We start from the raw sequence: 19,833 nt of genomic DNA, 5'->3' as shown, positions 1-19,833 counted from the left end.
GGGAGGCCCACCCCTCTCCCTCATGCAAAATGACTATTTAAAGGGGAAAATCCATCAGGGACGGTGGCCAGGCTCACAGGCAGCGCAGGCGCTGCTCGAGATGGCGATAGGCGGCGTAGCCATCGCTCATCAGCCAGTGCGCGAAGTGCTCACCGAGCACCTGCTCGACGACCGCGCGGGCGCGCCGCCCGACGACGAACAAGGTCGCCGTGCTACAGGTGCACACCCACAACCAGAGTCCTTGCGCGTGCTCCTTCCAACTGGTCTCGTCGGCATAGAGCACCTCGGCATCGCGTACCGCCGCATGGATCTCGGCCTCGACCACCGGCTCGAGCGCACGCCCGGCCTCGTGAACGCACTGGTGAGTCCACTCCGAAAAGTCTCCAAACGATAGGGTTCTAACGAAGCCTATGCCGATGAGCACGATCAGGACATCTACTTCACCGGCTTTCCAGGCAAGCCAGGGCGCTATCGCTTCCGCGCCGATGGCAAGTGGCGCTACATCACCGACAAGACGCTCGTTGCAGCCGAGTGCCGACGGCGCACCGAGACGCTGCCGCGTGAGCTGTTCAACCGCCGCTGCAATGTCGAGGCGAGCGTCTTTCAGCTCGTCTACCACACCCGCAACAAGAAGTTGAAGTACCGAGGCAAGGTGCGCGTGCAGCTATGGGCATTCTGCAGGGCCGCCTGGATCGATGTCCGGCGTATCACCCTCCATCAAGCGAAACTCGCCGAAATGGCCGCCTGAGAAGGCAGGCAAGCCCTCCAAAACCGCCTTTTGCCCCGCAAGCGTTTAATCGCGCCCCAATGATTCGCTGAAACCGACGATCGCCACCTCTGGATTCCGAAATCATCCCGGCTAGTCCCGCGATGCCTCGCATGCCTCCGCCCCCCGGCACTAGTTGGGTGCGATTGCGGGAAAGGGGGTTTTCGGAGGGGACTCATATTTGTTCAAGTTATTCGCGGACGACTCCTTAGATGCCAACCTCGAGCGGCCGCATACTGAGCTCAAGGACGGGACCTATGAGCCACAACCCGTGCTGCAACACCCCATTCCCAAGGCGGGCAAGCCGGGCGAGTTTCGAGCGCTGGGTATCCCGACGATCGACGATCGGGTGTGCCGGCAAGCGATCCTCAATCGGCTGGAGCCGATCTTCGAACCGGTCTTCGATGACGCCAACTTCGGGTATCGGTCCGGGCGATCCACCAAGGATGCACTCAAGAAGATCTGGCGCGAGCTGGACGCTGGCAACGAGTGGTTAGTCGACGCCGACCTGAGAGATTTCTTGGATCGCTGTTCATACTACCCCCCCAGCTGATGCTGGCTCCTCGAAAAGATCGAAAGTTGGATTTTCGAGCTTAATTCTCAGTCCCTTACGATTTCGTTGTGAGACATGAATGGCCTCGAGCTCACCGCGCTTGACACGCTGCAACACCGTCTGGCGCGATACCCCGAGCCGACGCATGGCTTCGACGATGGGCGCGCAGCCCTCCGGGGCCTCGCCGCCGAAGTGCGCGCGGAGCGCATCGGTGATGAGGATGCGCCACGGCGCGCCCGGGGGTGAGCCGCGCGCCAGCGATGAGCCCGTCGTCGAGCTGGCGGTGCAACGTCGATGGGGCCACACCGAGGATGGCGGCGGCCTCGCGGATCGTCACCGGCTCGACGACGGGAGGCAGCGCCGGTGGTGTGAAGCAGGCAATCCCCCAATGCGTGCGCTGGCTGGCGATGCGATGGACCGTGAAGGGTAAGCCGGTCGCGGTGGTGCGCTGCTGGCGATTGAGGATGCCGGCGATGACGGCGTCCGGATAGTACCGGGCCAAGCGCCCGATGAGTGCGACGGTATCCTCGTCGGTGCGCACCGTGGCCGCACGCCGTGGCAAGGTGACGGCGATGTCGCTGATCGATCCTCCTCAAGGGCGCCGGGGTTTGCTATCCCCCCGTAACCGGCGGAAAGATCCCCAATTCATCTCCGTCGCGAATCCTAGTGTCGGGGCGCACAAGCTCCTGGTTGACGGCCGTCATCAGGCGCTCGCCTTCGGGCAGCGTCTCGGCCCAAACCCCGCCGCGATCGCGAAGGTGAGCGAGCAGGTCGGCGACCGTCTCGATGCCAGGCCGACGGGGCAGGGTTTCGTCTGCTAGTCCGAGCTGTTCGCGGAAACGGGCGAAATAGAGGATGCGGATCATGGTGGCAGTGCGCTCACTGGAAGAGGTTGGCAAAGGGGATGAAATCGACCCGGTCGCCGGCTTGGATCAACTGGCCGGGCGCGATCTCGATCAGGCCGTCCGCCCAGGCGACCGAGGACAGGACCGCCGAGGAGCGGCTGGGGTAGACCGCCAGCTCCAACTCGCCATCCTCGCCGGTCTCGAGCCGCGCCCGATGGAGCTCGGTGCGCTTGTCCGGCTTGGGCCAGTCGAAGCCGGCGCGGAGCCTGACCGTGCGTGGCGTCAGGTCGCCGGTGATGCCCTGCATGCGCAGGATGAGGGGGCGGGCGAAGAGACAGAAGGTCACGAACAGCGACACCGGATTGCCTGGGCCGCCGAAGAAGGGTGTCTCGCCGACTCGTCCGAAGGCGACCGGCTTGCCGGGGCGTATCGGGATGTTCCAGAGATCCAGGCTGCCGAGGTGCTCGACGGCCGGTTTGAGATGATCCTCCTCGCCCACCGAGACGCCTCCGCTGGCGACGATCAGATCTGCCTCCCGCGCCGCATCGGCCAGGGCGGCGGTGGTGGCCTCCAGGGTGTCCGCGACGATCCCCAGGTCCAGGATCTCGCAGCCCAGCCCCTGAAGCAGGCCCTTCAGCGTGTAGCGGTTGGAGTTGTAGATCTGCCCCGGTCCCAGCGGCTCGCCCGGCATTGTCAGCTCATCGCCGCTGGCCAGGATGGCGACCCGCAGGCGACGGTGGACCCGCAGCTCCGCGACCCCGATCGAGGCCGCCAGTCCCAGATGTTGGGGGGCGAGGCGGGTACCGGCGGCGATCACCTCCGCGCCGGCCCGAATGTCCTCGCCCGCGCGACGGATGTTCGCTCCGGCCTTGGCGTCCAGCGGGATGAAGATCGTCTCGCCCTCGCGCTTGCAGATCTCTTGGATGACCACGGTGTCGGCGCCCTCGGGCACGGGCGCGCCGGTGAAGATGCGCGCGGCGGTGCCAGGCTCCAGCGGCGTGCCGGTCGTTCCAGCCGGGATGCGCTGGGCGATCCGCAGCCGTCCGCTGCCTTCGGCCAGATCGGCGTGGCGGATGGCATAGCCATCCATGGCGCTGTTGTCCCAGCCGGGGACATCGATGTCGCTCCTCACCGGTGCGGCCAGTACGCGCCAGAGCCCGGTCTCGGTCGGGATGGTTTCGGCGTCGGCGATCGGCTGGACCCGCGAGAGCAGGAAGTCGATCGCTTCGTGCTTGCTCAGCGTCGGGCGCCGATCGGTGATCGATCCGCAATCGTGAGGCGTCGTCATGGGCATCGTCTCACTGTTCGCGCAGACGCGGGATGAGTTGCGCGAAATTGCAAGGGCGGGTGCGGATGTCCAGCTGGGGCTGGAGGATGCTCTCCCAGGCGGTGCGACAGGCGCCGGTCGAGCCGGGGAGACAGAAGACAAAGGTGCCGTTGGCCAGGCCGGCGACGGCGCGGGACTGGATGGTCGAGGCACCGATCTCGCCAAAGGAGAGCTGCCGGAACAGTTCGCCGAAGCCTTCGATGTCCTTGTCGAACAGCGGCACGACGGCCTCGGGGGTGCTGTCGCGCCCGGTGACCCCGGTCCCGCCGGTGCTCAGGATGACGTTGACCTGGGGGTCGGCGATCCAACGGGAGAAGATGGCTCGCAATTGATAGCGATCGTCGGGCACGATCTCCTTGGCGACGACCGCGTGTCCGGCCGCCTCGGCGCGCTCTCTCAGAAAGTGACCGGAGGTGTCCCGATCCTCGCCTCGGCTATCGGAGACGGTGAGGATCGCGATCTTGAGCGGGAGAAATGCCTGTTCGGTGAAATGCTCGGTCATATCGTTCCCCTTCGATGTCAAGCGTTATGGCCTGGGCTCGATCCAGCCCGGCATTCGGGTCATCTCGATCGCGCGGCACCGCGTGCCGATTTGATCTTTGTCAAGGCGATTCCCGGTCCCTGGGGGAACACTCCAGCACCGAATTCCATCGCCGCGCCGCCGGTCGTCTGCCCGGACTTGCGGCCTTGAACCGAGAGGATCGCTCATGTCATCGGGGCGTCGTATCGACCGCGAGAAGAAGACCATCGCCGCCATGATGGCGATCTATTGTCGCGATCATCATGCCAGTGCTCGCGGACTCTGCCAGGAATGCACTGGCTTGCTCGACTATGCCCAGCGCCGACTGGACACCTGTCCCTTCCAGGAGGAGAAGCCCGCCTGCAATCTGTGCGAGGTCCATTGCTACGCGGCGGCCATGCGCGAGCGCACGCGCGCAGTCATGCGCTACGCCGGCCCGCGCATGCTGCTTCCCCATCCCATCCTGAGTCTCGGCCACATGCTCGACAAATGGCGTCCCGTGCCCAGGTTGAAAGCCCGCAAGCGCGACCGGTGAGGCAAGCGTCTTAGCGAGTCAACCCGGCCGGCCATCCGCTCGCGGGCTGAGCAGCATTGGGGCATGCACCCAGAGAAAGAGCCCGAAGGCCAGGATCCAGCAGAGGCCCCCCGCCATCAGCCACAGCTGATAGCCGGCGGGAAGGAGCAAGGGCGCGAGACCGCGCAGCGCCGCCGCAAGGTTGATCAGCACGAAGGCGACGAGCGTCGGCGCCGCCGCCTGCATCGGCCGCCCCGTATGTCCGACCGCCACCCGCGACATCATGCCCAAGGTCACGACGCCGATGGCGCCGATCGTCAGGGCGTGCAAGGCGCCGCGCGGCGCCATGGCGGTAAAGGCGGGCAGTCCATCCAGGATCAGACCGAGCGCGAGCCAGAGCAGACCGACGTAGAGCACGGTCAGCATGGGCGTGGTCCAGACTCGCCGGTCGTGCCAGCCGATCAGCCGCGCGAGCTGCAGCAGACCCAGCGTGAGCGCCAGGCCGCCCGCGACCCGGCTTAGCGGCTGGACGAGATCGATGACCAAGAGCCCGGCGGCCACGATGAAGACCAGTCGCTCTAGGATTGGAAACACCTGCGGCCGCGCATTCGTGAGGCCGCTCTTGATGAAAAAGGGCATCACCCGGCCCGAGACCAGCAGCATGACCAGCACCACCAGGTCCAGCATCAGACGGTGACCTCGCGTCGCGCCGCCGGCGAACAGGCCGAGCGCATCCAGATGCACCATCGCTCCGGCCAGGGTCATGCCCGCGAAGACCGCCAGAAAGACCCGATTGACCGGATTCGGACCGCTCCAGAGCGGTCGCCAGAGCGCGAGCGCCAGGGCCGGGAAGAAGGCGAGATCGATGAGGGCGACCAACAACGGCGGCAGTCCCAACCAAGGCGCGAGCCGGCCGGCCAGCCAAAGCCCGACCAGCGCGGCGAGTGGGGCGCCGCTCGCCGTCGCCATCCCGGTCCAATTGCGCACGGCGGTCAGCAGGAAGCCGGCGATCACCGCGGCGAGATAGCCGAAGAGCATCTCGTGGGCATGCCAGGTGATGCCGGCGAGATGGCTCGGTTGGGGCCAGCGCCCGCTCAGGATCGCCAGCCAGACGGCGACGCTGAGGATGGCCGCGACACCGGCGGCCAGAAAGAAGGCGCGAAATCCGAGCGCGAGGACGGGAATAGACTGAAGACGCGAGGTGGAGACCATCGCGCGTTTGGACCTGGTGGCTGGAGCAAGGCACTCAGGCACGCTAGCCGCCCCGCAGGCCGTTGGACTTGATGCCGATCAAGCGGCGGGGAGCGCGCGCCATGACGTGGATCGGCAGCTCCGTCCTCAATGCTCACCCTTGGTCCGCAGCAGCCCCGCCAGTCGATTGCCCTGCTTCTGGGGTCCGCCGCGCGGAAAGATCTGATGGAGGTAGCGATTGCTGCCGCGCTCGCGCCCCCAGACGTCGCGGAAGTGAGCGATCATGTCTCGCACCGTCGTCTGGATGCCGTTGCGGGCGAAACGGGCGCGCAGGAAGCGGATCACTTCCCAATGCTCCTCGGTCAGGACCAGCCCCTCCTGGTCCGCCAGGGCGCGGGCGAAGTCCTCCGACCAGTCCGAGGGGTCGACCAGATAGCCCTCGCTGTCGGTCAGGATGGTACGTTCGCCGACCTGTACCGCGCGGGTCGTCATGCTCGGGTAGGCGTTGCTGCCCGCCGGGAACTCGCCGGGGAGTCCGCGCGAGTCCCGCTCGGATTGGGTGATGGACCACAGCTCGATGGGGATCTCACCGTCGAGCCGGCCCTCGTAGCGCTCCACCCCGGAGACCAGGATCGTACCGCTGGTTGGCGGCAGGTCGAAGCTCGCCAGGCCGGCGCGGTCGGTCAGCACCGGCGGCGTCTCGCTCCCGTCCGCGTCCAGGCGCAGCACCACAGGGGCGCGCTTCAGAGGCTCATGGGTGGCCTTCATGGAAATTCGCACTGCGATCATCGTTTGATCTCCGTGGGTTACGACATCCCGTGGCTCGGTGGGCGGCGGTCCGCCCCGAGTCCACACTGGCTTATAATGAGAACAAAGTAACGGCGATCACGGTCAAAGAAAAACGAAAGTAATCGCTGGTTGGTATCGGAATTATCGATACAATCAGTCGCCCGACCTTGAGGACAGGGTATGGACATCGACCAGATCAAGACCTTTCTCGCGGTCGCCGCCCACGGTAGCTTCCTGGAGGCCGCCGAGCGGGTGCATGTCACCCAGTCGACGGTGAGCGCGCGCATCCAGAACCTGGAGCAGGGACTCGGCGCTCGGCTGTTCGTGCGCAACCGCTCGGGTGCCAGCCTGACCCCAGCCGGCCAGCGCTTCCTGCGCCACGCCAAGACCCTGCTGCTCACCTTCGAGCAGGCGCGTCACGACGTCGGCCTGCCGAGCCGCTATCGCGCCAGCCTGACGATCGGCGCGCGCATCGCGCTCTGGGACGACTTCCTTCCGCGCTGGGCAGGGCGCATGCGCGCCTCGGCGCCGGACATCTCGCTCAATACCGAGATCGGCTTCGAGGAGGACCTGATGCGCCGCATCATCGCCGGGACCATGGATCTGGCCTTGATGTACAGCCCCCAGCAGGGCGCCGGCATCCAGGTCGAGCACCTATTCGACGAGACCCTGATCCTGGTCGGCGGCGACCCGGACCAGCCCGCTATGGACGACGGCTATGTCTATGTCGATTGGGGGCCGACCTTCTACGCCCAGCACCTCAGGGTCTATCCGGATCTGGAGCGGCCCGCCCAGACCGCCAACATCGGCTGGCTGGGTTTGCAGTTGATCCTCGCCAACGGCGGCAGCTGTTTCGTGCCCGAGCGGGTCGCCGCCAGCTATCTGCGTGGCGGCTGTCTGCATCAGGTCGATGACGCCCCGACCCTGACCCTGCCGACCTATGTCGTCTATCCGGGCGATAGCGACTGCACCGAGCTCATGATCGCGCTTGACACACTGCGCGCGCTGGTGGCTGAGGGGGCGGCGACGGGGGGCGCCTGAATCGGCTCGCCCGGCCGCTCCATCACTCACTCCAACCCCTCCCTCCCCAGCCTCCTGTTGCGTGCGACTGTCGCGGATATCGCAGACGCGTGGCCCGCCGTTCGAAGTGGTGAAGCCGGCTACAACCAGAACTCCGGATAGCGTCGGGCAGCGGGAAGATTGTTGACGAGCAGCGCCACGGCGAGCAGCACCAGCGGTCCCAGCGTGGCCGGGATCAGGACGAAGAGATAGCCCATGGCATGCACCTGGTCGGAGCCGATGATGGCGATGAGCGCGGTCGCCCCGCCGGGCGGGTGCAGCGTGCGGGTCAGATGCATGAGGGCGATGGCGGTGGCGACCGCGACCGATTGCGCCAGCCAGGGGTCGCCGCCCAGCCACTGCCAGCAGGTCACGCCCACCAGCGCCGAGAGGATGTGTCCGCCGATGAGGTTGCGCGGCTGTGCGAGCGGGCTGCGCACCGCGCCGAAGACCAGTACCGCAGAGGCGCCCAGCGAGCCGATGGTGAGCGCCAGATCGGCGTCGGCGAAGAACCGCTGATTGAGCCAGGCGACGGCGGCGATCCCCAGGAAGGCGCCCGCCCAGGACCAGAACACCTCTGGCAGGCGAACCCGAGGCGGGCTGCCTTGGGTGCTGCCGCGCATCTTGCCAAGGTAGGACTGGAGGCCCGAGGGCCGGAGCCTCATGGCCGACGGTCCGGGTGGCAGGCGTTCAGGAAGACCTTGCGCGGGAGCAGGCCCGCCAGGCGGCCGTCGGTCGTGAGCACCGGCATGGCGCGGCCGGGATGGCGCGCGAAGGCGGCGAGCAGCTCGCGCATGCCGGCGTCCAGCGGGACGCTCACCACGGGTGAGGTCATGAGCTCGCCGACCGGCCGATGGTGCTGCTCGGACTTGATGCACTTGGCGTCCGCGATCACCCGTGCGAGCAGGGCAAGAAAGGTGTCCGCCCCTAGGCCGCGCAGCACATCGGTCTCGGTCAGGATGCCGAGGACGCGTCGCTGCCCGTCCACCACCGGCAGCGACTTCAGATCCTGCCGCACGAAACTGGGGATGGCCTCCGCGAGCGGGGTGTCAGGGGTCAGCGGACGGACCTCCCGGCGCATGAGCCGCCCCGCGGTGATGTCGCTGAAGAGCCGATCGACCGCGTGGCGGTGGGCGAGGTGATAGAGGGCCCGGAAATCGCTGGTGGTGATGTCGAGGTAGCCTGGAATCTCGCGCATCGCCTCCAGGATGTCGTCATCCGTGAGGTTGGTCTCGGCGATCTGGTCCTCGGCGGAAAGCGGGTCGGAGACGACCAGGGATGGATTCAGGTTCATTGTGGAGGATCCTCCGTTGAGGGCGCGGCGAGGCCATGCGCCGGGCGCTGCGTGCGGTCAGGCGGGCGGCAAGCGACCGTGAGAAGGCGCACTTGCAGGCCGTCCTGCGGGCGCTGTCGGCAGCCATCCGACACTCACCGATCGGAGACGGTCGGTTGGCGGATCGACGGCCATTGGACGCGTATGGCGCGGTTGCCGCCTTGATGCGCATCAAGCGCCGGGGGAGGCGATTCGTGGGCCGCCAGGGTCTACACCGGTTCGAGCCCTTGAGAGGGCGCGGCCGGCAAGTGCACGCGGATCGCGTCCCCCACGGCCAGTGTTCCCCCGTTCACCACGACGCCCATGACCCCGGCCTTGCGGATGAGACGGCCGTCCGGGGCACGCTCGAGCACGGCCGCCATGAGTCCGGGCCGGTAGGCATCCAGTTGGGCGCAGGGGCTGCGCAGCCCCGTGAGCTGGATCACGACCTGGGCTCCGATGGACAGCTCGGTGCCGCGCGGGAGCGACAGGAGGTCGATCCCGCGCGTGGTGATGTTCTCGCCCATGCCGCCCGGATCGATCGCGAAGCCACCTGCGGCAAGCGCCTCGAAGAGCTCGCTCTGCACTAGGTGCACCTGCCTCAGGTTCGGTCGGGCCGGATCGCGCCTGGCGTGAGAGCGGTGCTGGACGGTCGCGCCGCAGTGCGCGTCATCCTCGACCCCGAGTCCCGCCAGCAGACGAATACTCGGCCTGGTTTGCTTGGAGAAGCTATGGGTCTTGCGCGACGCAACGGCGATGACGATGGCGGTCATGGCTGTGTGCAACCTCGGGTTTTGGATGGTCGAGCCGACAGCGCGTTGCCGCCGCGATGATGTTGACGGATGGACGACGGACCAGGCGTCGTCTCGGCGCGGCGTAGCCCAAGTGCCGGCTCCAATAAAAAGAACCGGCGGGTGCCGGTTCGCAAAACGTCTCACACGGGTGGAGACGAGGAGGATGAAAGGACGGGTCCAGGTCGAGATCAATCCGGGCCGTGGCTGCAGATCGGCGACATCGGTCAGCAAGGCGACGTGGCTCCCGATGAGGAGTCTGGCTCTCCGCTTTGGGATTCCTGATGCACATCACGTGCCGGGATGATGGGCGTCGAGTCACGTGTGGCCGAACCCAGCCCCGAATCTCCGTCGCTCAGGCGGCAAGGATGGGCAAAGCTCGTGCGAAGGGTAGGAATGGAAAGCCGATGGGCGACCCCGCTCGGCGCTCCTTGCGTGACCTAGTCGCGCGGGCTTTGCCCATCCCCGCGAGCGGGGTTGAGACAATACGCCCCGATCGATGGCCAGCATCGAGACTCTTTGTCTCAGCCACGACGCAAGATGATTGGCTGAGGACCCAATGCAGCCGGTTCGTTCGCGGGACGGCACGGAGCCTGCTTAGCTCCTGCCGATCGAGGGTGGCGGGGACCGAATCCGGCTGCTCCCGATCAAGGCTCGGGAGCTTCGCGCACTCGTCAATCACCATCAGGAGACCGCGTGAATCGACAACAACCCGCTCCACCCGCCGCCCAGCCCGCAACCCCGGTGGCCGGTCTGGTCGATCGCTTCGGTCGCCGGGTCATCTATGCTCGCTTGTCCGTCACGGACCGCTGCGATCTGCGCTGCGTCTACTGCATGTCGGAGAAGATGACCTTCCTGCCGCGGGCTCAGCTCCTCACCCTGGAGGAGATGGCGCGACTCGGCCGCCTGTTCAGCGAGCTGGGCGTGACCAAGCTGCGTGTGACCGGCGGGGAGCCGCTGGTGCGGCCCAATGTGGTCTGGCTGTTCGAGCAGCTGGGCGCGCTGCCTGGCGTGCGGGATCTCACCCTCACCACCAACGCCACCCAGCTCGGGCGCTATGCTGGCGCGCTGAAGGATGCCGGCGTGACCCGGATCAACATCAGCCTGGACACCCTGATCCCGGAGCGTTTCCGCGCCATCACCCGGGTCGGCGAGATCGGCAAGACATTGAGCGGACTGGAAGCGGCGCGGCGCGCCGGCTTCCAGCGGATCAAGCTCAACACCGTGGTGCTCAAGCACCGCAATCATGACGAGGTGGTCGACCTGGTGCGCTTCGCCATCGAGCGCGGGATCGACATCAGCTTCATCGAGGAGATGCCCCTGGGCGCGATCGGCGATCACGACCGGGCGGAAGCCTACTATTCCAGCGACGCGATCCGGCGCGACCTCGCCGAGCGTTTCGACCTCGTGCCGACCATCGACGGCACCGGCGGCCCGTCCAAATACTTCCAGATTGCCGGAGAGGAGACGCGCGTCGGCTTCATCTCGCCCCACAGTCACAATTTCTGCGGCGACTGCAATCGGGTGCGGATCACGGCGCTCGGGCGGCTACTGCTCTGTCTGGGTCAGGAGCATTCGAGCGATCTGCGGCGCGTCCTGCACGCCAACCCGACCGACGACGATCGGGTCAAGCGGGCCATCGTCGCCGCCATGGGCCTCAAGCCCCGGGGTCACGCGTTCGATCTCCAGGCCAAGCCGGTGATCTTTCGTCACATGAACATGACCGGGGGTTGACGGACGTGACGGGCGTCGAGGCCACCGTCAGGCCGGGCCAGGTCTCGTGCGTCTCGAAGCGCGGGCAAGGCGATGCGGGCGAGTCCTTTCTCCGGAGCCAGGGCGGCTGCCGCGGTCGCGCCTCCAGGCTCGACACCAGGGTCTTGGCGAGCCAGTTGTCGTGCTCGTCGAAGATCGGCTCGCGCCGAACCCAGATCCGGAATTCGGTTCCCTGCCCGGAGGTGGACTCCAGAGTCAGCGCCCCGCCATAGCGGCGGATGAGCCCCGTGCTGACCGAGAGCCCGAGCCCCGTTCCGCGTCCCGCGCCCTTGGTCGTGAAGAAGGGGCGGAAGATCCTGTCGACGACATCGGGCGGGATCCCGGGGCCGGTATCCCCGACCTCGATGAGGATGCCGCGCGACTCCAGATCCCGGGAGCGAATCGCGATCGTCCCCTGGTTGGCCTCGACGGCATGCACGGCATTCACGAGTAGATTGATGATGACCTGGCGCAGGTCCTGGCGGCTGATCCGCACCCCCAGGGTCGCTTGCAGATCGGTACGGACCTCGACATCCGTGCGGCGCGCCTCTTGGAGCACGAGCCTCAGGCATTCCTCGATCAGGGCTTCCAGTTCGCTCGGCTCCAGAATCCGAATGTCGTCCGTCGGTCGGGTGATCCGCAACAGGCTGTCGATGATTCCACGCGATCGTTCGATCTGCTGGAAGATGAGCTCGACCTCCTGGCGCACCGACCAGGTTTCCGGTCCCAGCTCACGGGTCAGCAGCTCCATGTGGCCGAGCATGATGGCGAGCGGGTTGTTCAGCTCGTGGGCGATGCCGGCAATCAGCTCACCGACGGCGGCGAGCTTCTCGGTTTGGGCCAGGTGCTCGTGACGGGTCTCACGCAGCGTGGCGGTGAGGGTTTCGACGCGTTGGCTGAGGAGGGCGATCTCCTCCTCGTCGTGTTTGGGCTGCGCGTCCGCTCGATGGCCGGAGCCGCTCGGCGGCTCGGCCCCGGTAAGCCGGGCGCGCAGCCGGGCCAGGAATGGGCGGAAGCCTTGGCGAGCCATCGGATCGCCGACGTCAATCCGCTACGCTCACATCGTCCGGCTGACTCCATTCCTTGAGTTTGCGCTCCACCGTCTTTCTCGACACCCCCAGCGCGCGCGCCGCGACTGTCCTGTTGCCGCCAGCGGCGGCCAGGGCACTCAGGATATGTGCGCGCTGCACCTGTTCCAGCGAGGCCGGACCGGCGGACCCCAGGTCGCTCTCGCTCGCACCCGGCGCTTGCGGGGGCGTGACGCAAAGCAGATGAGCGACGGGCTTGCCGAGCAGCAGCGAGCGCTCGATGACGTTGCGCAGTTCGCGGCAGTTGCCAGGCCAGTCGTAGCCCATGAGCTGCTCCAGATCCCAAGGACTGAGCGCCGCGTTGGGGACACCCAGCTCGGTGGACAGGACGTTGAGGAAATAGCCCGCGAGGAAGGGGATGTCGCCCCGGCGCTCGCGCAAGGGCGGCACGCGCAGATCGACGACATTGATCCGATAATAGAGATCCTTGCGGAAGCGCCCGGCGAGCACCTCGGCGGCCAGATCGCGGTTGGTCGCGGCGATCACCCGTGCGTTGATCGGGATCTCCTGGTTGCCGCCGACCGGGCGGTAGCGCCGCTCCTCGAGCACGCGCAGCAGCTTCGCCTGCAAGGGGAGTGGCATCTCGCCGATCTCATCGAGAAAGAGGGTGCCGCCATCGGCATGGCTGAAAAGCCCGTTGCGGGCCTGGTGCGCCCCGGTGAAGGAGCCGCGCAGGTGTCCGAACAGCTCCCCCTCGATCAGGTCGGCGGAGATGGCGCCGCAGTTGACCGGGACATAGCTGCCGCGCCGGCCGCTGAGGTCATGAAGCGCGCGGGCGACCAGTTCCTTGCCGGTGCCGGTCTCGCCCTTGATCAGCACCGTCGAGGGCATGGGGGCGAGCCGATGAATGGTCCGCCAGATCTCCTTGAGCGACTCGCTCTCCCCCACGATCCGCTTGGCGACCGGCCGCCGATCGTGCTCGCGCTGGATCAGCGCCTGCTCGCGCGCGGCGCGCCTCCGCTCGCGCGCACGCTGGATCATGGCGAGCAGTTGGTCCGCGAGGAAGGGCTTCCTGAGGACATCGGCCGAGGCGTCGCGCAGTGCGTCGCTTTCGTCATAGACATCCGCGTAGCCGGTGACGAAGATCACATCCAGATCAACCTGGTGGCGGTCGCGAATCTCACGCGCCAACGCCAATCCACTCTCTGAGCCCTGAAGGCGGATGTCGACGATCATGAGGTCGAAATGAAGGTCTCGGGCGAGTGTACGTGCGGTGCCGGCGTCGGCCGCCGTCTCCACACGCGCGAAATGCGGGGCGAGCGCACGCTCGATGAAGCTCAGCATTTCGGGCTCATCGTCGACGATGAGAATGGAGTCGCCCGCGTCCGGCGCGGGCCTGTCGTCGCGTGCGCGGTCGAGCCCTCGGCTTTCGAGTGGCTGGGATGTCATGGTCTCCTCCTCCGCGTTGCTCGCTGGTGGACGCAGGCGCGCCCCCAACGGCTTATCTTATGAATGAGTGACGCGATCGCTTTCTCACGGGGTCCGAGGCGATTTTCGGGAAAGGCGCTCTCCTTCGAGAGGGCTCCTCCCCCGAGGGCGAGAGGCTTTGGGATGATCCTTCCCGGAATTTCCCCGATCGCCGTTCGACTAGGGCATCCTGTTGCCGGACAGCGGCCGAAGGCGCTGACACAAGACTGCGAAGACATGCGGTTATCACGAGATACGAGCGTAATTCAGCAGCGATCAATAGAGAGAATACCGTATTCCTATACTGAGACAAATGGAATCTATTGGACGCTGATATCGCTTTGTTCGATAGAAGAGTCTCTTTGATTCGGTTTCGAGAATAAGTAGTTGGGAAACTGGTGAATCAGCGAAGCGAGATTCGATCACGGCCGTTGACGACCGGCGGGAGTGCGGATCGGTTTGCCGGCAAGTTCGCGCGCCTGACTCGATCGGGGTCGAGGCCAGGCGCGCGGTCGCGGTCGATCTGCTCGGTCGGCGCTCAGATCGCGCTCAGCAGATCTCTGGTGACAAAGCTGCCGCTGCGTCACCCGCGCGAAGAAGGTCCGGCGTTCGAGCGGGCGCTTCGTGAGCAGGTACTCTGGTGAGTCGGATTTCCGGGATCCGGTCGCTGGCGGCTGGAAGCGATCGATGATGAGGGTCGTGAAGGCGGTTGCCCGCCTCCCGCTACTCGTCTTCAGGTGCGATCCGCCCCCTCGGCCGTCGCTGGCTCGGGCTCGCCCGCTTCCCCTTGGTAAGCGCGACGGAAGGCTTCGACGAAGGGGCGGAAATCCTTCACGGTGCCGTAGATGGCGACGAGGCCCGCGCGTTGGCGGTCGTAGACCAGGTTGACGCCCTCGGTGCGTCCGGCGGGATTCGGGCGGGCCTCGCCGTTATAGTAGATCCAGTGCCGGGCATGGACGGAGGCATAGATCAGATCCTGCTCGGCATGGTTCAGCCAGAGGACGACATAGTTCCAACTGTCGATGCTGAGCTTGACCTTGTTGGCGGTCGCCTCGGGCGACTCGGGATCGACCTGCCACTGAAAGACCGGAATCGGGCCTTCATAGGTCGGGTCCGCGTTGCCCTGAGGCCCCTCGATGAGCGGCGGCTCGAAGTTTTCGGGTGGCTCGGTCGGCGGCCCTTTCGACTTCGCTGGCTTGCCCGCCTTGTCCTCGCCAGCCGCCAGGAGATCCTTCAGGTGCGGCGCGCCGCCATGTCCGGGGTCCGGAATGGGATCCAGACCATACTCGCGCAGATCCACTTGCAGCGGGTTGACGGAAGCCCCGCCGAGCAGCAGTGAATCGTCGTCGTAGGGCGGCTCGGTGTGGATGTCGATCGTCTCGAAGCGCGCCTCCCGCAGCAGGCCGTGGACCTCGCGCTCCATGATCGCGACCTTTTCGGCATTGATCGAGTCCGGCGTGATCTCGACCTCGATGCTCGACCCTTCGACGGCGATGCTCTTGAGGAATCCGAGCGAGACCAGGTCGCGCGAGCGGCCGGGAAAGCGGACTTGCCTTAGGAGATCCCTGACTTGTTCTGGCAGCATGGGCGACATCTCGATCCTCCTTTGGATCTGGTGTTGGACGCCATGTGAAGAAGCGAAAATCGGACCAGAGTTGGTGATGGGGCTCGTTCCGATGCCTCGGTACGGGGCTCTATGGGTTTCGCCGCGCTCTGTCTATCCTACCGATGCAGACCGCATTCGCGCTTGAGGCCGAAGAAGCGGGTCTCTTCCTCCAGCATGCCGGGCAGGAGTCGCGCGGTGGTGTGGACGTCGCCGATCGAGACGTAGCCCTGATCGCGCAGCGGGTGGTCCGGGAGGTCGTGACGGCGCAGGTAGCGATGCACGTCCGATTCGCGCCAGTCGACGATGGGGTGGACCTTGAGGCGGCCGTCCTGCACCCGCAGGACCGGGAGCTCGGCGCGGCTGCGGGCCTGCTCGCGGCGCAGACCGGCGAGCCAGGTGCCGGCCTTCAGCTCGCTCAGGGCACGCTCCATCGGCTCGACCTTGTTGATCCAGTTGTAGCGGTCGATACCGCCCGAGCCCTGTTCCCACAGCCGTCCCAGCCGCGCCTCCTGCCAGGCGGGCGAGAGCGTGGGACGATGGACTTGGAGATTGAGCGCGAGCCGCTCGGTCAGCTCATCGATCAGTCGGTAGGTCTCGGCGAACAGATAGCCGGTATCGATCAGGATCACCGGGATATCGGGCCGCAGGCGGGTCAGCATGTGCAGCAGTACGGGCGATTGGGCGCCGAAGCTGGAGGTGAGGACATGCCGCCCCGGCAGTTCTTCCAGGGCCCAGAGCGCGCGATCCTCCGCCGGCTTGGACTCCAGTCGCCGGTTGATCGCGTCGAGCGCGGCCCGGTCGCCGGCCAGGATGGCGTCGAGATTGGTCTCAGTCATGGAAGTCCTCCGCTGGATTCACCACCGCCCGGACGATGCCGTCGCGGATCAGATAGTCGCCGAAGCCCTCGCCCGGTTGGCGGTTCGCGGCGAAGCGCCCAAACAGGCCGTCGATCTCGCCGAGAATGCCTGCCTCGTCGAGGTTCTCGCGATAGAGCCGGTTGAGCCGGGTGCCGATGCCGTCGCCGCCGAGCATGAGGTTGTAGCGGCCCGGCCCCTTGCCGACCAGGGCCAGCTCCGCGAGGTAGGGTCGGGCGCAGCCGTTGGGGCAGCCGGTCATGCGGACCACGATCCCCTGATCCGCGATCCCGTGTCTGTCGGCCAGACGCTCCACCTGATGGATGAAATCCGGGAAATAGCGCTCGGCCTCGGCCATGGCCAAGGGGCAGGTCGGGAGCGCCACGCAGGTGAGGCCATTGCGCCGCAGCGGGGAGCGACCCTCGGCCAGCAGGCCATGGGCGCGCGCCAGTGCCTCGACGGCGCCCTTGCGCTCCTCCGCTACCCGCGCCACGATCAAGTTCTGATTCGGCGTGATGCGGAAGTCGCCCTGGTGGATGCGGGCGATCTCGCGCAGCCCGCGCATCGGACTCTGGCCGGGGCCGTCGCTGAGGCGTCCGCTCTCGATGTAGAGGGTCAGATGCCAGTGTCCGTCCGTCCCCCTGACCCAGCCGTAGCGGTCGCCCTGATCGGTGAAGCGCACCGGTCGCGCCGGGGCGAGCCGCACGCCCGCGCGGTGCTCGATCTCGGCGCGGAAGGAGGGCAGACCCATGCGTTCGATGGTGTATTTGAGCCGGGCGTGGCTGCGGTCGTGGCGGTCGCCGCAGTCGCGTTGGGTGGTGACCACGGCCTCGGCGACCGCGAGGGCGTACTCCGGCGTGATGAAGCCCAGCTCGCTCGCCAGGCGCGGATAGGTGGAGCGATCCCCATGGGTGGCTCCCATGCCGCCGCCGGCGAGGACGTTGAAGCCGAGCAAGCGCCCGTGCTCGGCGATGGCGACGAAGCCCAGATCGTTGGCGTAGACATCGACGTCGTTGTGCGGCGGCACGGCCACGGCGGTCTTGAACTTGCGCGGTAGGTAGGAGGCGCCGTAGATCGGCTCGCTGTCCTCGCCGCCGCCGACGCGCTCGCCGTCGAGCCAGAGCTCGTGGTAGGCACGCGTGCGCGGCAACAGGTGCTCGCTGATCCGCCTGGCCCAGTCGTGCACCTCCAGATGCAGTGCCGACTCGACCGGGTTGGGGTTGCAGAGGACGTTGCGATTGACGTCGCCGCAGCCGCCGATGGAATCGATCATGACCCGGTTGATGCCCTGGATGACCGACCTGAGGTCGTGCTTGAGGATGCCGTGATACTGGAAGCTCTGACGGGTGGTCAGACGCAAGGTGCCTCCGGTCAGCTCGCGCCCGATGGCGTCGATGGCGAGCCACTGGGCCGGCGTGCAGACCCCGCCCGGTAGGCGCGCGCGCAGCATGAAGCCGAAATAGGGCTCCAGGTAGTGCTCCCGGCGCTCCTGGCGCAGATCGCGATGATCCTGCTGGTAGAAGCCGTGGAACTTGCTGATCTGCGCGTCATCGCCGCCGAGCGCGCCGGTCAGGCCATCGGCCAGGCTCTCGCTCAGGGTGCCGCGCAGATAGCGGCTGCGGACCTTGATGTGCTCGTTCTCGTGAAGGGGTGCGCTCATGCGTAGAGGTCTCGGTGGTAGCGCGCCTCGCGGCGCAGGGTGTCGAGGAACTGCTCTGCGGCCTCCGGGGCCTGTCCGGCCTCGCTGGTCAGGATGTCCAGCAGCGCGCCGTGCACGGCCTGGCCCATGGCGGTCGCGCCGCAGACGTAGAGGTGGGCACCGTCCTCGATCCAGCGCAGCAGCTCGCGCCCCTCCTCGCGCAGCGCATGCTGGACATAGCGCTTCTCGGCCCCGTCGCGCGAGAAGGCGAGGCTGACCCGATGCAGCAGCCCCGCCTTGCGCTGGGCCTGCCAGTCGAGCTGATAGAGGAAGTCGCGGTGGAAGTGCCGGTTCCCGAGCACCAGCCAGGCGCGGCCCCGATCGCCGTTGGCCGCGCGCTGTTGCAGGAAGGCCCGATAGGGCGCGACGCCGGTGCCCGCCCCGATCAGGATGAGGGGCGCGTTCCCGTCCCTCGGCAGATGGAAGCTGGTGTTCTCGGCGATATAGACGGGCAGCGAATCCCGCTCGCCGATCCGTTCCCCCAGGAAGCCCGAGGCGCCACCGAGATGGTCCCGGCCGTGGGCCTGGTAGCGCAGCACCGACACCGTGAGATGGACCTCGTCCTCGGTCTCGGCCTGGCTGGAGGCGATCGAATAGAGGCGCGGCTGGAGCGGACGCAGTAGCCCGACCAGCGTCTCGGCATCGACGCGGACGGGATGGGCCGCGATCAGGTCAATGAGCTGACGCGCGCTCGCGTAGGTCCGCAGGGCCGCAGGGTTGTCCGCCAGCTTCAGCAGGTCGCTGGCCTGCGCCAGCTCCGCCCAGCCGCGAACGATGGCTGGATGCAGCTGGGTCAGCTCCAGCCGCTCGATCAGCGCTTGGCGCAGACCCAGCTCGCCCTCGCCCAGTCGTACCGGCGTCTCACCGTCGAGCCCGAGCCTTTCCAGCACCGCCTCGGCCAGTGCCGGATCGTTGCGGAACCAGACCCCCAGGGCATCGCCCGGCCGGTAGCTCAGGACGCTCGGGTCGAGCGACAGGGCCAGATGGCGGACATCCGCGACGGCATCCCGCGTCGTGATGCGGCGGTTCTCGAGCAGGGTCGCGGTGTATGGGGTGTCCTTGCCGACCGCGCGGGGCTGGCCCGCACGGCCCCCCGCAATGGCCACCAGGTTGCGGGGCCTGGCGGGGGCGAGCTGCGCCAGCCGCTCGATGACGTCGGCCGACCAGCGCTCGGTCTCGGCCGCATAGTCCAGATCGCAGCATTGCAGCGGCAGGATGCGTCGTGCGCCGAGCTCCGCGAGCCGCCGATCGAACTCCACCGCGGTGCGGCAGAAGTGCTCGTAGCTCGAGTCCCCGAGGCCCAGGACCGCGTAGCTCAGCTGCTCCAGGCGCGGCGCGTGCTGGTCGTGGATGAAGGCGTGCAGGGCGCGGGCACTGTCGGGCGGCTCGCCCTCGCCGTGGGTGCTGACCACGAAGAGCGCAAGGCGCTCCTTACCAAGCCGGCGCGGACCCGAGTCGTCCATCGAGCGCACCCGCACCTCCAGCCCCTCGGCGAGCGCCCGCTCGCCGAGCCGCTGCGCGACAGCCTTGGCGTTGCCGGTCTGCGAGCCGTAGAGGAGGCTGATGGCGGCGACCGGCGGCGCCTCGGGCGCCCCGGGCGCGGCCGGGATTTCGCCCTGGCAGAGGCCCGCCAGATAGCCGCTGGCCCAGGCGAGCTGGGTGCTCGAGAGGCCCCTGAGCGCGGCGTGCAGCGTATCGAGCTGTCGGTCGTCGAGCGGGCCGCTCGCGGCAGTGAGCTGTGTCGGCGCCATCATGCTTCC

The 19,833-nt window shown here is 67.1% G+C and carries 20 protein-coding genes; 4 read left to right on the top strand and 16 right to left on the bottom strand.

Annotation, left to right across the window (positions count from 1 at the left end; translation table 11 throughout):
• Nucleotides 1-73: 73 nt before the first annotated feature.
• Entirely contained in the window at nt 74-424 is a 351-nt protein-coding gene (locus tag G3446_RS16980; RefSeq protein WP_164454022.1) for an IS66 family transposase, read from the bottom strand.
• 523 nt (nt 425-947) lie between these two features.
• Here G3446_RS16980 and G3446_RS16970 point away from each other — a divergent pair.
• Nucleotides 948-1,319: a reverse transcriptase domain-containing protein gene (locus G3446_RS16970; RefSeq protein ID WP_209262477.1), complete on the top strand. Its 372-nt coding sequence runs from the start codon at nt 948-950 to the stop codon at nt 1,317-1,319.
• Between the two features lie 91 nt (nt 1,320-1,410).
• On the opposite strand, the gene G3446_RS16965 is transcribed toward G3446_RS16970, so the two are convergent.
• The 4 genes from G3446_RS16965 to moaB form a co-directional block, all read right to left on the bottom strand.
• Nucleotides 1,411-1,860: a helix-turn-helix domain-containing protein gene (locus G3446_RS16965; RefSeq protein ID WP_164454020.1), complete on the bottom strand. Its 450-nt coding sequence runs from the start codon at nt 1,858-1,860 to the stop codon at nt 1,411-1,413.
• A gap of 70 nt (nt 1,861-1,930) precedes the next feature.
• On the bottom strand, nt 1,931-2,185 hold the full coding sequence (gene moaD / locus G3446_RS16960) for a molybdopterin converting factor subunit 1 (protein WP_164454019.1): 255 nt from the start codon (nt 2,183-2,185) through the stop codon (nt 1,931-1,933).
• Between the two features lie 13 nt (nt 2,186-2,198).
• Nucleotides 2,199-3,452 carry a molybdopterin molybdotransferase MoeA gene (locus G3446_RS16955; protein ID WP_164454018.1) on the bottom strand — a complete coding sequence of 418 codons (1,254 nt, stop codon included), beginning with the start codon at nt 3,450-3,452 and terminating at the stop codon, nt 2,199-2,201.
• Nucleotides 3,453-3,462: 10 nt separating this feature from the next.
• Nucleotides 3,463-3,993, bottom strand: a complete 531-nt coding sequence (gene moaB / locus G3446_RS16950; protein ID WP_164454017.1) for a molybdenum cofactor biosynthesis protein B — start codon at nt 3,991-3,993, stop codon at nt 3,463-3,465.
• 205 nt (nt 3,994-4,198) lie between these two features.
• On the opposite strand from moaB, the gene G3446_RS16945 reads away from it, so the two are divergent.
• A complete protein-coding gene (locus tag G3446_RS16945) occupies nt 4,199-4,546 on the top strand; it encodes a nitrous oxide-stimulated promoter family protein (RefSeq protein ID WP_164454016.1) in 348 nt (115 codons plus the stop codon).
• Nucleotides 4,547-4,564: 18 nt separating this feature from the next.
• On the opposite strand, the gene G3446_RS16940 is transcribed toward G3446_RS16945, so the two are convergent.
• Nucleotides 4,565-5,737, bottom strand: a complete 1,173-nt coding sequence (locus G3446_RS16940; protein WP_164454015.1) for an NnrS family protein — start codon at nt 5,735-5,737, stop codon at nt 4,565-4,567.
• A gap of 126 nt (nt 5,738-5,863) precedes the next feature.
• The gene (locus G3446_RS16935; protein ID WP_164454014.1) at nt 5,864-6,505 is read right to left on the bottom strand and encodes a TusE/DsrC/DsvC family sulfur relay protein; all 642 of its coding nucleotides are present in this window, start codon (nt 6,503-6,505) and stop codon (nt 5,864-5,866) included.
• A 180-nt stretch (nt 6,506-6,685) separates the two neighbouring features.
• Between G3446_RS16935 and G3446_RS16930 the strand changes: the two genes are divergently transcribed.
• The gene (locus G3446_RS16930) at nt 6,686-7,546 is read left to right on the top strand and encodes a LysR family transcriptional regulator (protein WP_164454013.1); all 861 of its coding nucleotides are present in this window, start codon (nt 6,686-6,688) and stop codon (nt 7,544-7,546) included.
• Between the two features lie 119 nt (nt 7,547-7,665).
• Here the strand turns inward: G3446_RS16930 and G3446_RS16925 are convergent, their stop codons facing one another.
• From G3446_RS16925 to G3446_RS16915, 3 genes are all read right to left on the bottom strand, one after another.
• The gene (locus G3446_RS16925; protein ID WP_164454012.1) at nt 7,666-8,229 is read right to left on the bottom strand and encodes an HPP family protein; all 564 of its coding nucleotides are present in this window, start codon (nt 8,227-8,229) and stop codon (nt 7,666-7,668) included.
• Nucleotides 8,226-8,858 carry a CBS domain-containing protein gene (locus G3446_RS16920; RefSeq protein WP_164454011.1) on the bottom strand — a complete coding sequence of 211 codons (633 nt, stop codon included), beginning with the start codon at nt 8,856-8,858 and terminating at the stop codon, nt 8,226-8,228. The genes G3446_RS16925 and G3446_RS16920 overlap by 4 nt, the downstream gene beginning before the upstream one ends.
• Before the next feature lie 248 nt (nt 8,859-9,106).
• Entirely contained in the window at nt 9,107-9,649 is a 543-nt protein-coding gene (locus G3446_RS16915) for an MOSC domain-containing protein (RefSeq protein WP_164454010.1), read from the bottom strand.
• Between the two features lie 714 nt (nt 9,650-10,363).
• Between G3446_RS16915 and moaA the strand changes: the two genes are divergently transcribed.
• Nucleotides 10,364-11,401, top strand: coding sequence for a GTP 3',8-cyclase MoaA (gene moaA, locus G3446_RS16910; protein ID WP_342450145.1), 1,038 nt, complete (start codon nt 10,364-10,366; stop codon nt 11,399-11,401).
• Here moaA and G3446_RS16905 read toward each other — a convergent pair.
• From G3446_RS16905 to G3446_RS16880, 6 genes are all read right to left on the bottom strand, one after another.
• Entirely contained in the window at nt 11,325-12,449 is a 1,125-nt protein-coding gene (locus tag G3446_RS16905) for a sensor histidine kinase (protein WP_164454009.1), read from the bottom strand. The genes moaA and G3446_RS16905 overlap by 77 nt on opposite strands.
• Before the next feature lie 13 nt (nt 12,450-12,462).
• Nucleotides 12,463-13,896: a sigma-54-dependent transcriptional regulator gene (locus G3446_RS16900; protein ID WP_164454008.1), complete on the bottom strand. Its 1,434-nt coding sequence runs from the start codon at nt 13,894-13,896 to the stop codon at nt 12,463-12,465.
• A 751-nt stretch (nt 13,897-14,647) separates the two neighbouring features.
• A complete protein-coding gene (locus G3446_RS16895) occupies nt 14,648-15,499 on the bottom strand; it encodes an iron-sulfur cluster assembly protein (RefSeq protein WP_164454007.1) in 852 nt (283 codons plus the stop codon).
• 137 nt (nt 15,500-15,636) lie between these two features.
• A complete protein-coding gene (locus G3446_RS16890; RefSeq protein ID WP_164454006.1) occupies nt 15,637-16,356 on the bottom strand; it encodes a phosphoadenylyl-sulfate reductase in 720 nt (239 codons plus the stop codon).
• On the bottom strand, nt 16,349-18,034 hold the full coding sequence (gene cysI / locus G3446_RS16885; RefSeq protein ID WP_164454005.1) for an assimilatory sulfite reductase (NADPH) hemoprotein subunit: 1,686 nt from the start codon (nt 18,032-18,034) through the stop codon (nt 16,349-16,351). The genes G3446_RS16890 and cysI overlap by 8 nt, the downstream gene beginning before the upstream one ends.
• Nucleotides 18,031-19,827, bottom strand: a complete 1,797-nt coding sequence (locus G3446_RS16880; protein ID WP_164454004.1) for an assimilatory sulfite reductase (NADPH) flavoprotein subunit — start codon at nt 19,825-19,827, stop codon at nt 18,031-18,033. The genes cysI and G3446_RS16880 overlap by 4 nt, the downstream gene beginning before the upstream one ends.
• Between the last annotated feature and the right edge of the window lie 6 nt (nt 19,828-19,833).

This window comes from Thiorhodococcus minor (assembly GCF_010820565.1).
GTDB classification, from domain to species: Bacteria; Pseudomonadota; Gammaproteobacteria; order Chromatiales; family Chromatiaceae; genus Thiorhodococcus; species Thiorhodococcus minor.
Note: the sequence above shows the minus strand (reverse complement) of the source record. Positions and strands in the feature narration are given on the sequence as shown.

Coding starts and splice junctions, on each gene's coding strand:
- moaD (WP_164454019.1), bottom strand. CDS start 2,185: ATGATCCGCATCCTCTATTTCGCCCGTTTCCGCGAACAGCTCGGACTA.
- G3446_RS16955 (WP_164454018.1), bottom strand. CDS start 3,452: ATGACGACGCCTCACGATTGCGGATCGATCACCGATCGGCGCCCGACG.
- moaB (WP_164454017.1), bottom strand. CDS start 3,993: ATGACCGAGCATTTCACCGAACAGGCATTTCTCCCGCTCAAGATCGCG.
- G3446_RS16945 (WP_164454016.1), top strand. CDS start 4,199: ATGTCATCGGGGCGTCGTATCGACCGCGAGAAGAAGACCATCGCCGCC.
- G3446_RS16940 (WP_164454015.1), bottom strand. CDS start 5,737: ATGGTCTCCACCTCGCGTCTTCAGTCTATTCCCGTCCTCGCGCTCGGA.
- G3446_RS16935 (WP_164454014.1), bottom strand. CDS start 6,505: ATGATCGCAGTGCGAATTTCCATGAAGGCCACCCATGAGCCTCTGAAG.
- G3446_RS16930 (WP_164454013.1), top strand. CDS start 6,686: ATGGACATCGACCAGATCAAGACCTTTCTCGCGGTCGCCGCCCACGGT.
- G3446_RS16925 (WP_164454012.1), bottom strand. CDS start 8,229: ATGAGGCTCCGGCCCTCGGGCCTCCAGTCCTACCTTGGCAAGATGCGC.
- G3446_RS16920 (WP_164454011.1), bottom strand. CDS start 8,858: ATGAACCTGAATCCATCCCTGGTCGTCTCCGACCCGCTTTCCGCCGAG.
- G3446_RS16915 (WP_164454010.1), bottom strand. CDS start 9,649: ATGACCGCCATCGTCATCGCCGTTGCGTCGCGCAAGACCCATAGCTTC.
- G3446_RS16905 (WP_164454009.1), bottom strand. CDS start 12,449: ATGGCTCGCCAAGGCTTCCGCCCATTCCTGGCCCGGCTGCGCGCCCGG.
- G3446_RS16900 (WP_164454008.1), bottom strand. CDS start 13,896: ATGACATCCCAGCCACTCGAAAGCCGAGGGCTCGACCGCGCACGCGAC.
- G3446_RS16895 (WP_164454007.1), bottom strand. CDS start 15,499: ATGCTGCCAGAACAAGTCAGGGATCTCCTAAGGCAAGTCCGCTTTCCC.
- G3446_RS16890 (WP_164454006.1), bottom strand. CDS start 16,356: ATGACTGAGACCAATCTCGACGCCATCCTGGCCGGCGACCGGGCCGCG.
- cysI (WP_164454005.1), bottom strand. CDS start 18,034: ATGAGCGCACCCCTTCACGAGAACGAGCACATCAAGGTCCGCAGCCGC.
- G3446_RS16880 (WP_164454004.1), bottom strand. CDS start 19,827: ATGATGGCGCCGACACAGCTCACTGCCGCGAGCGGCCCGCTCGACGAC.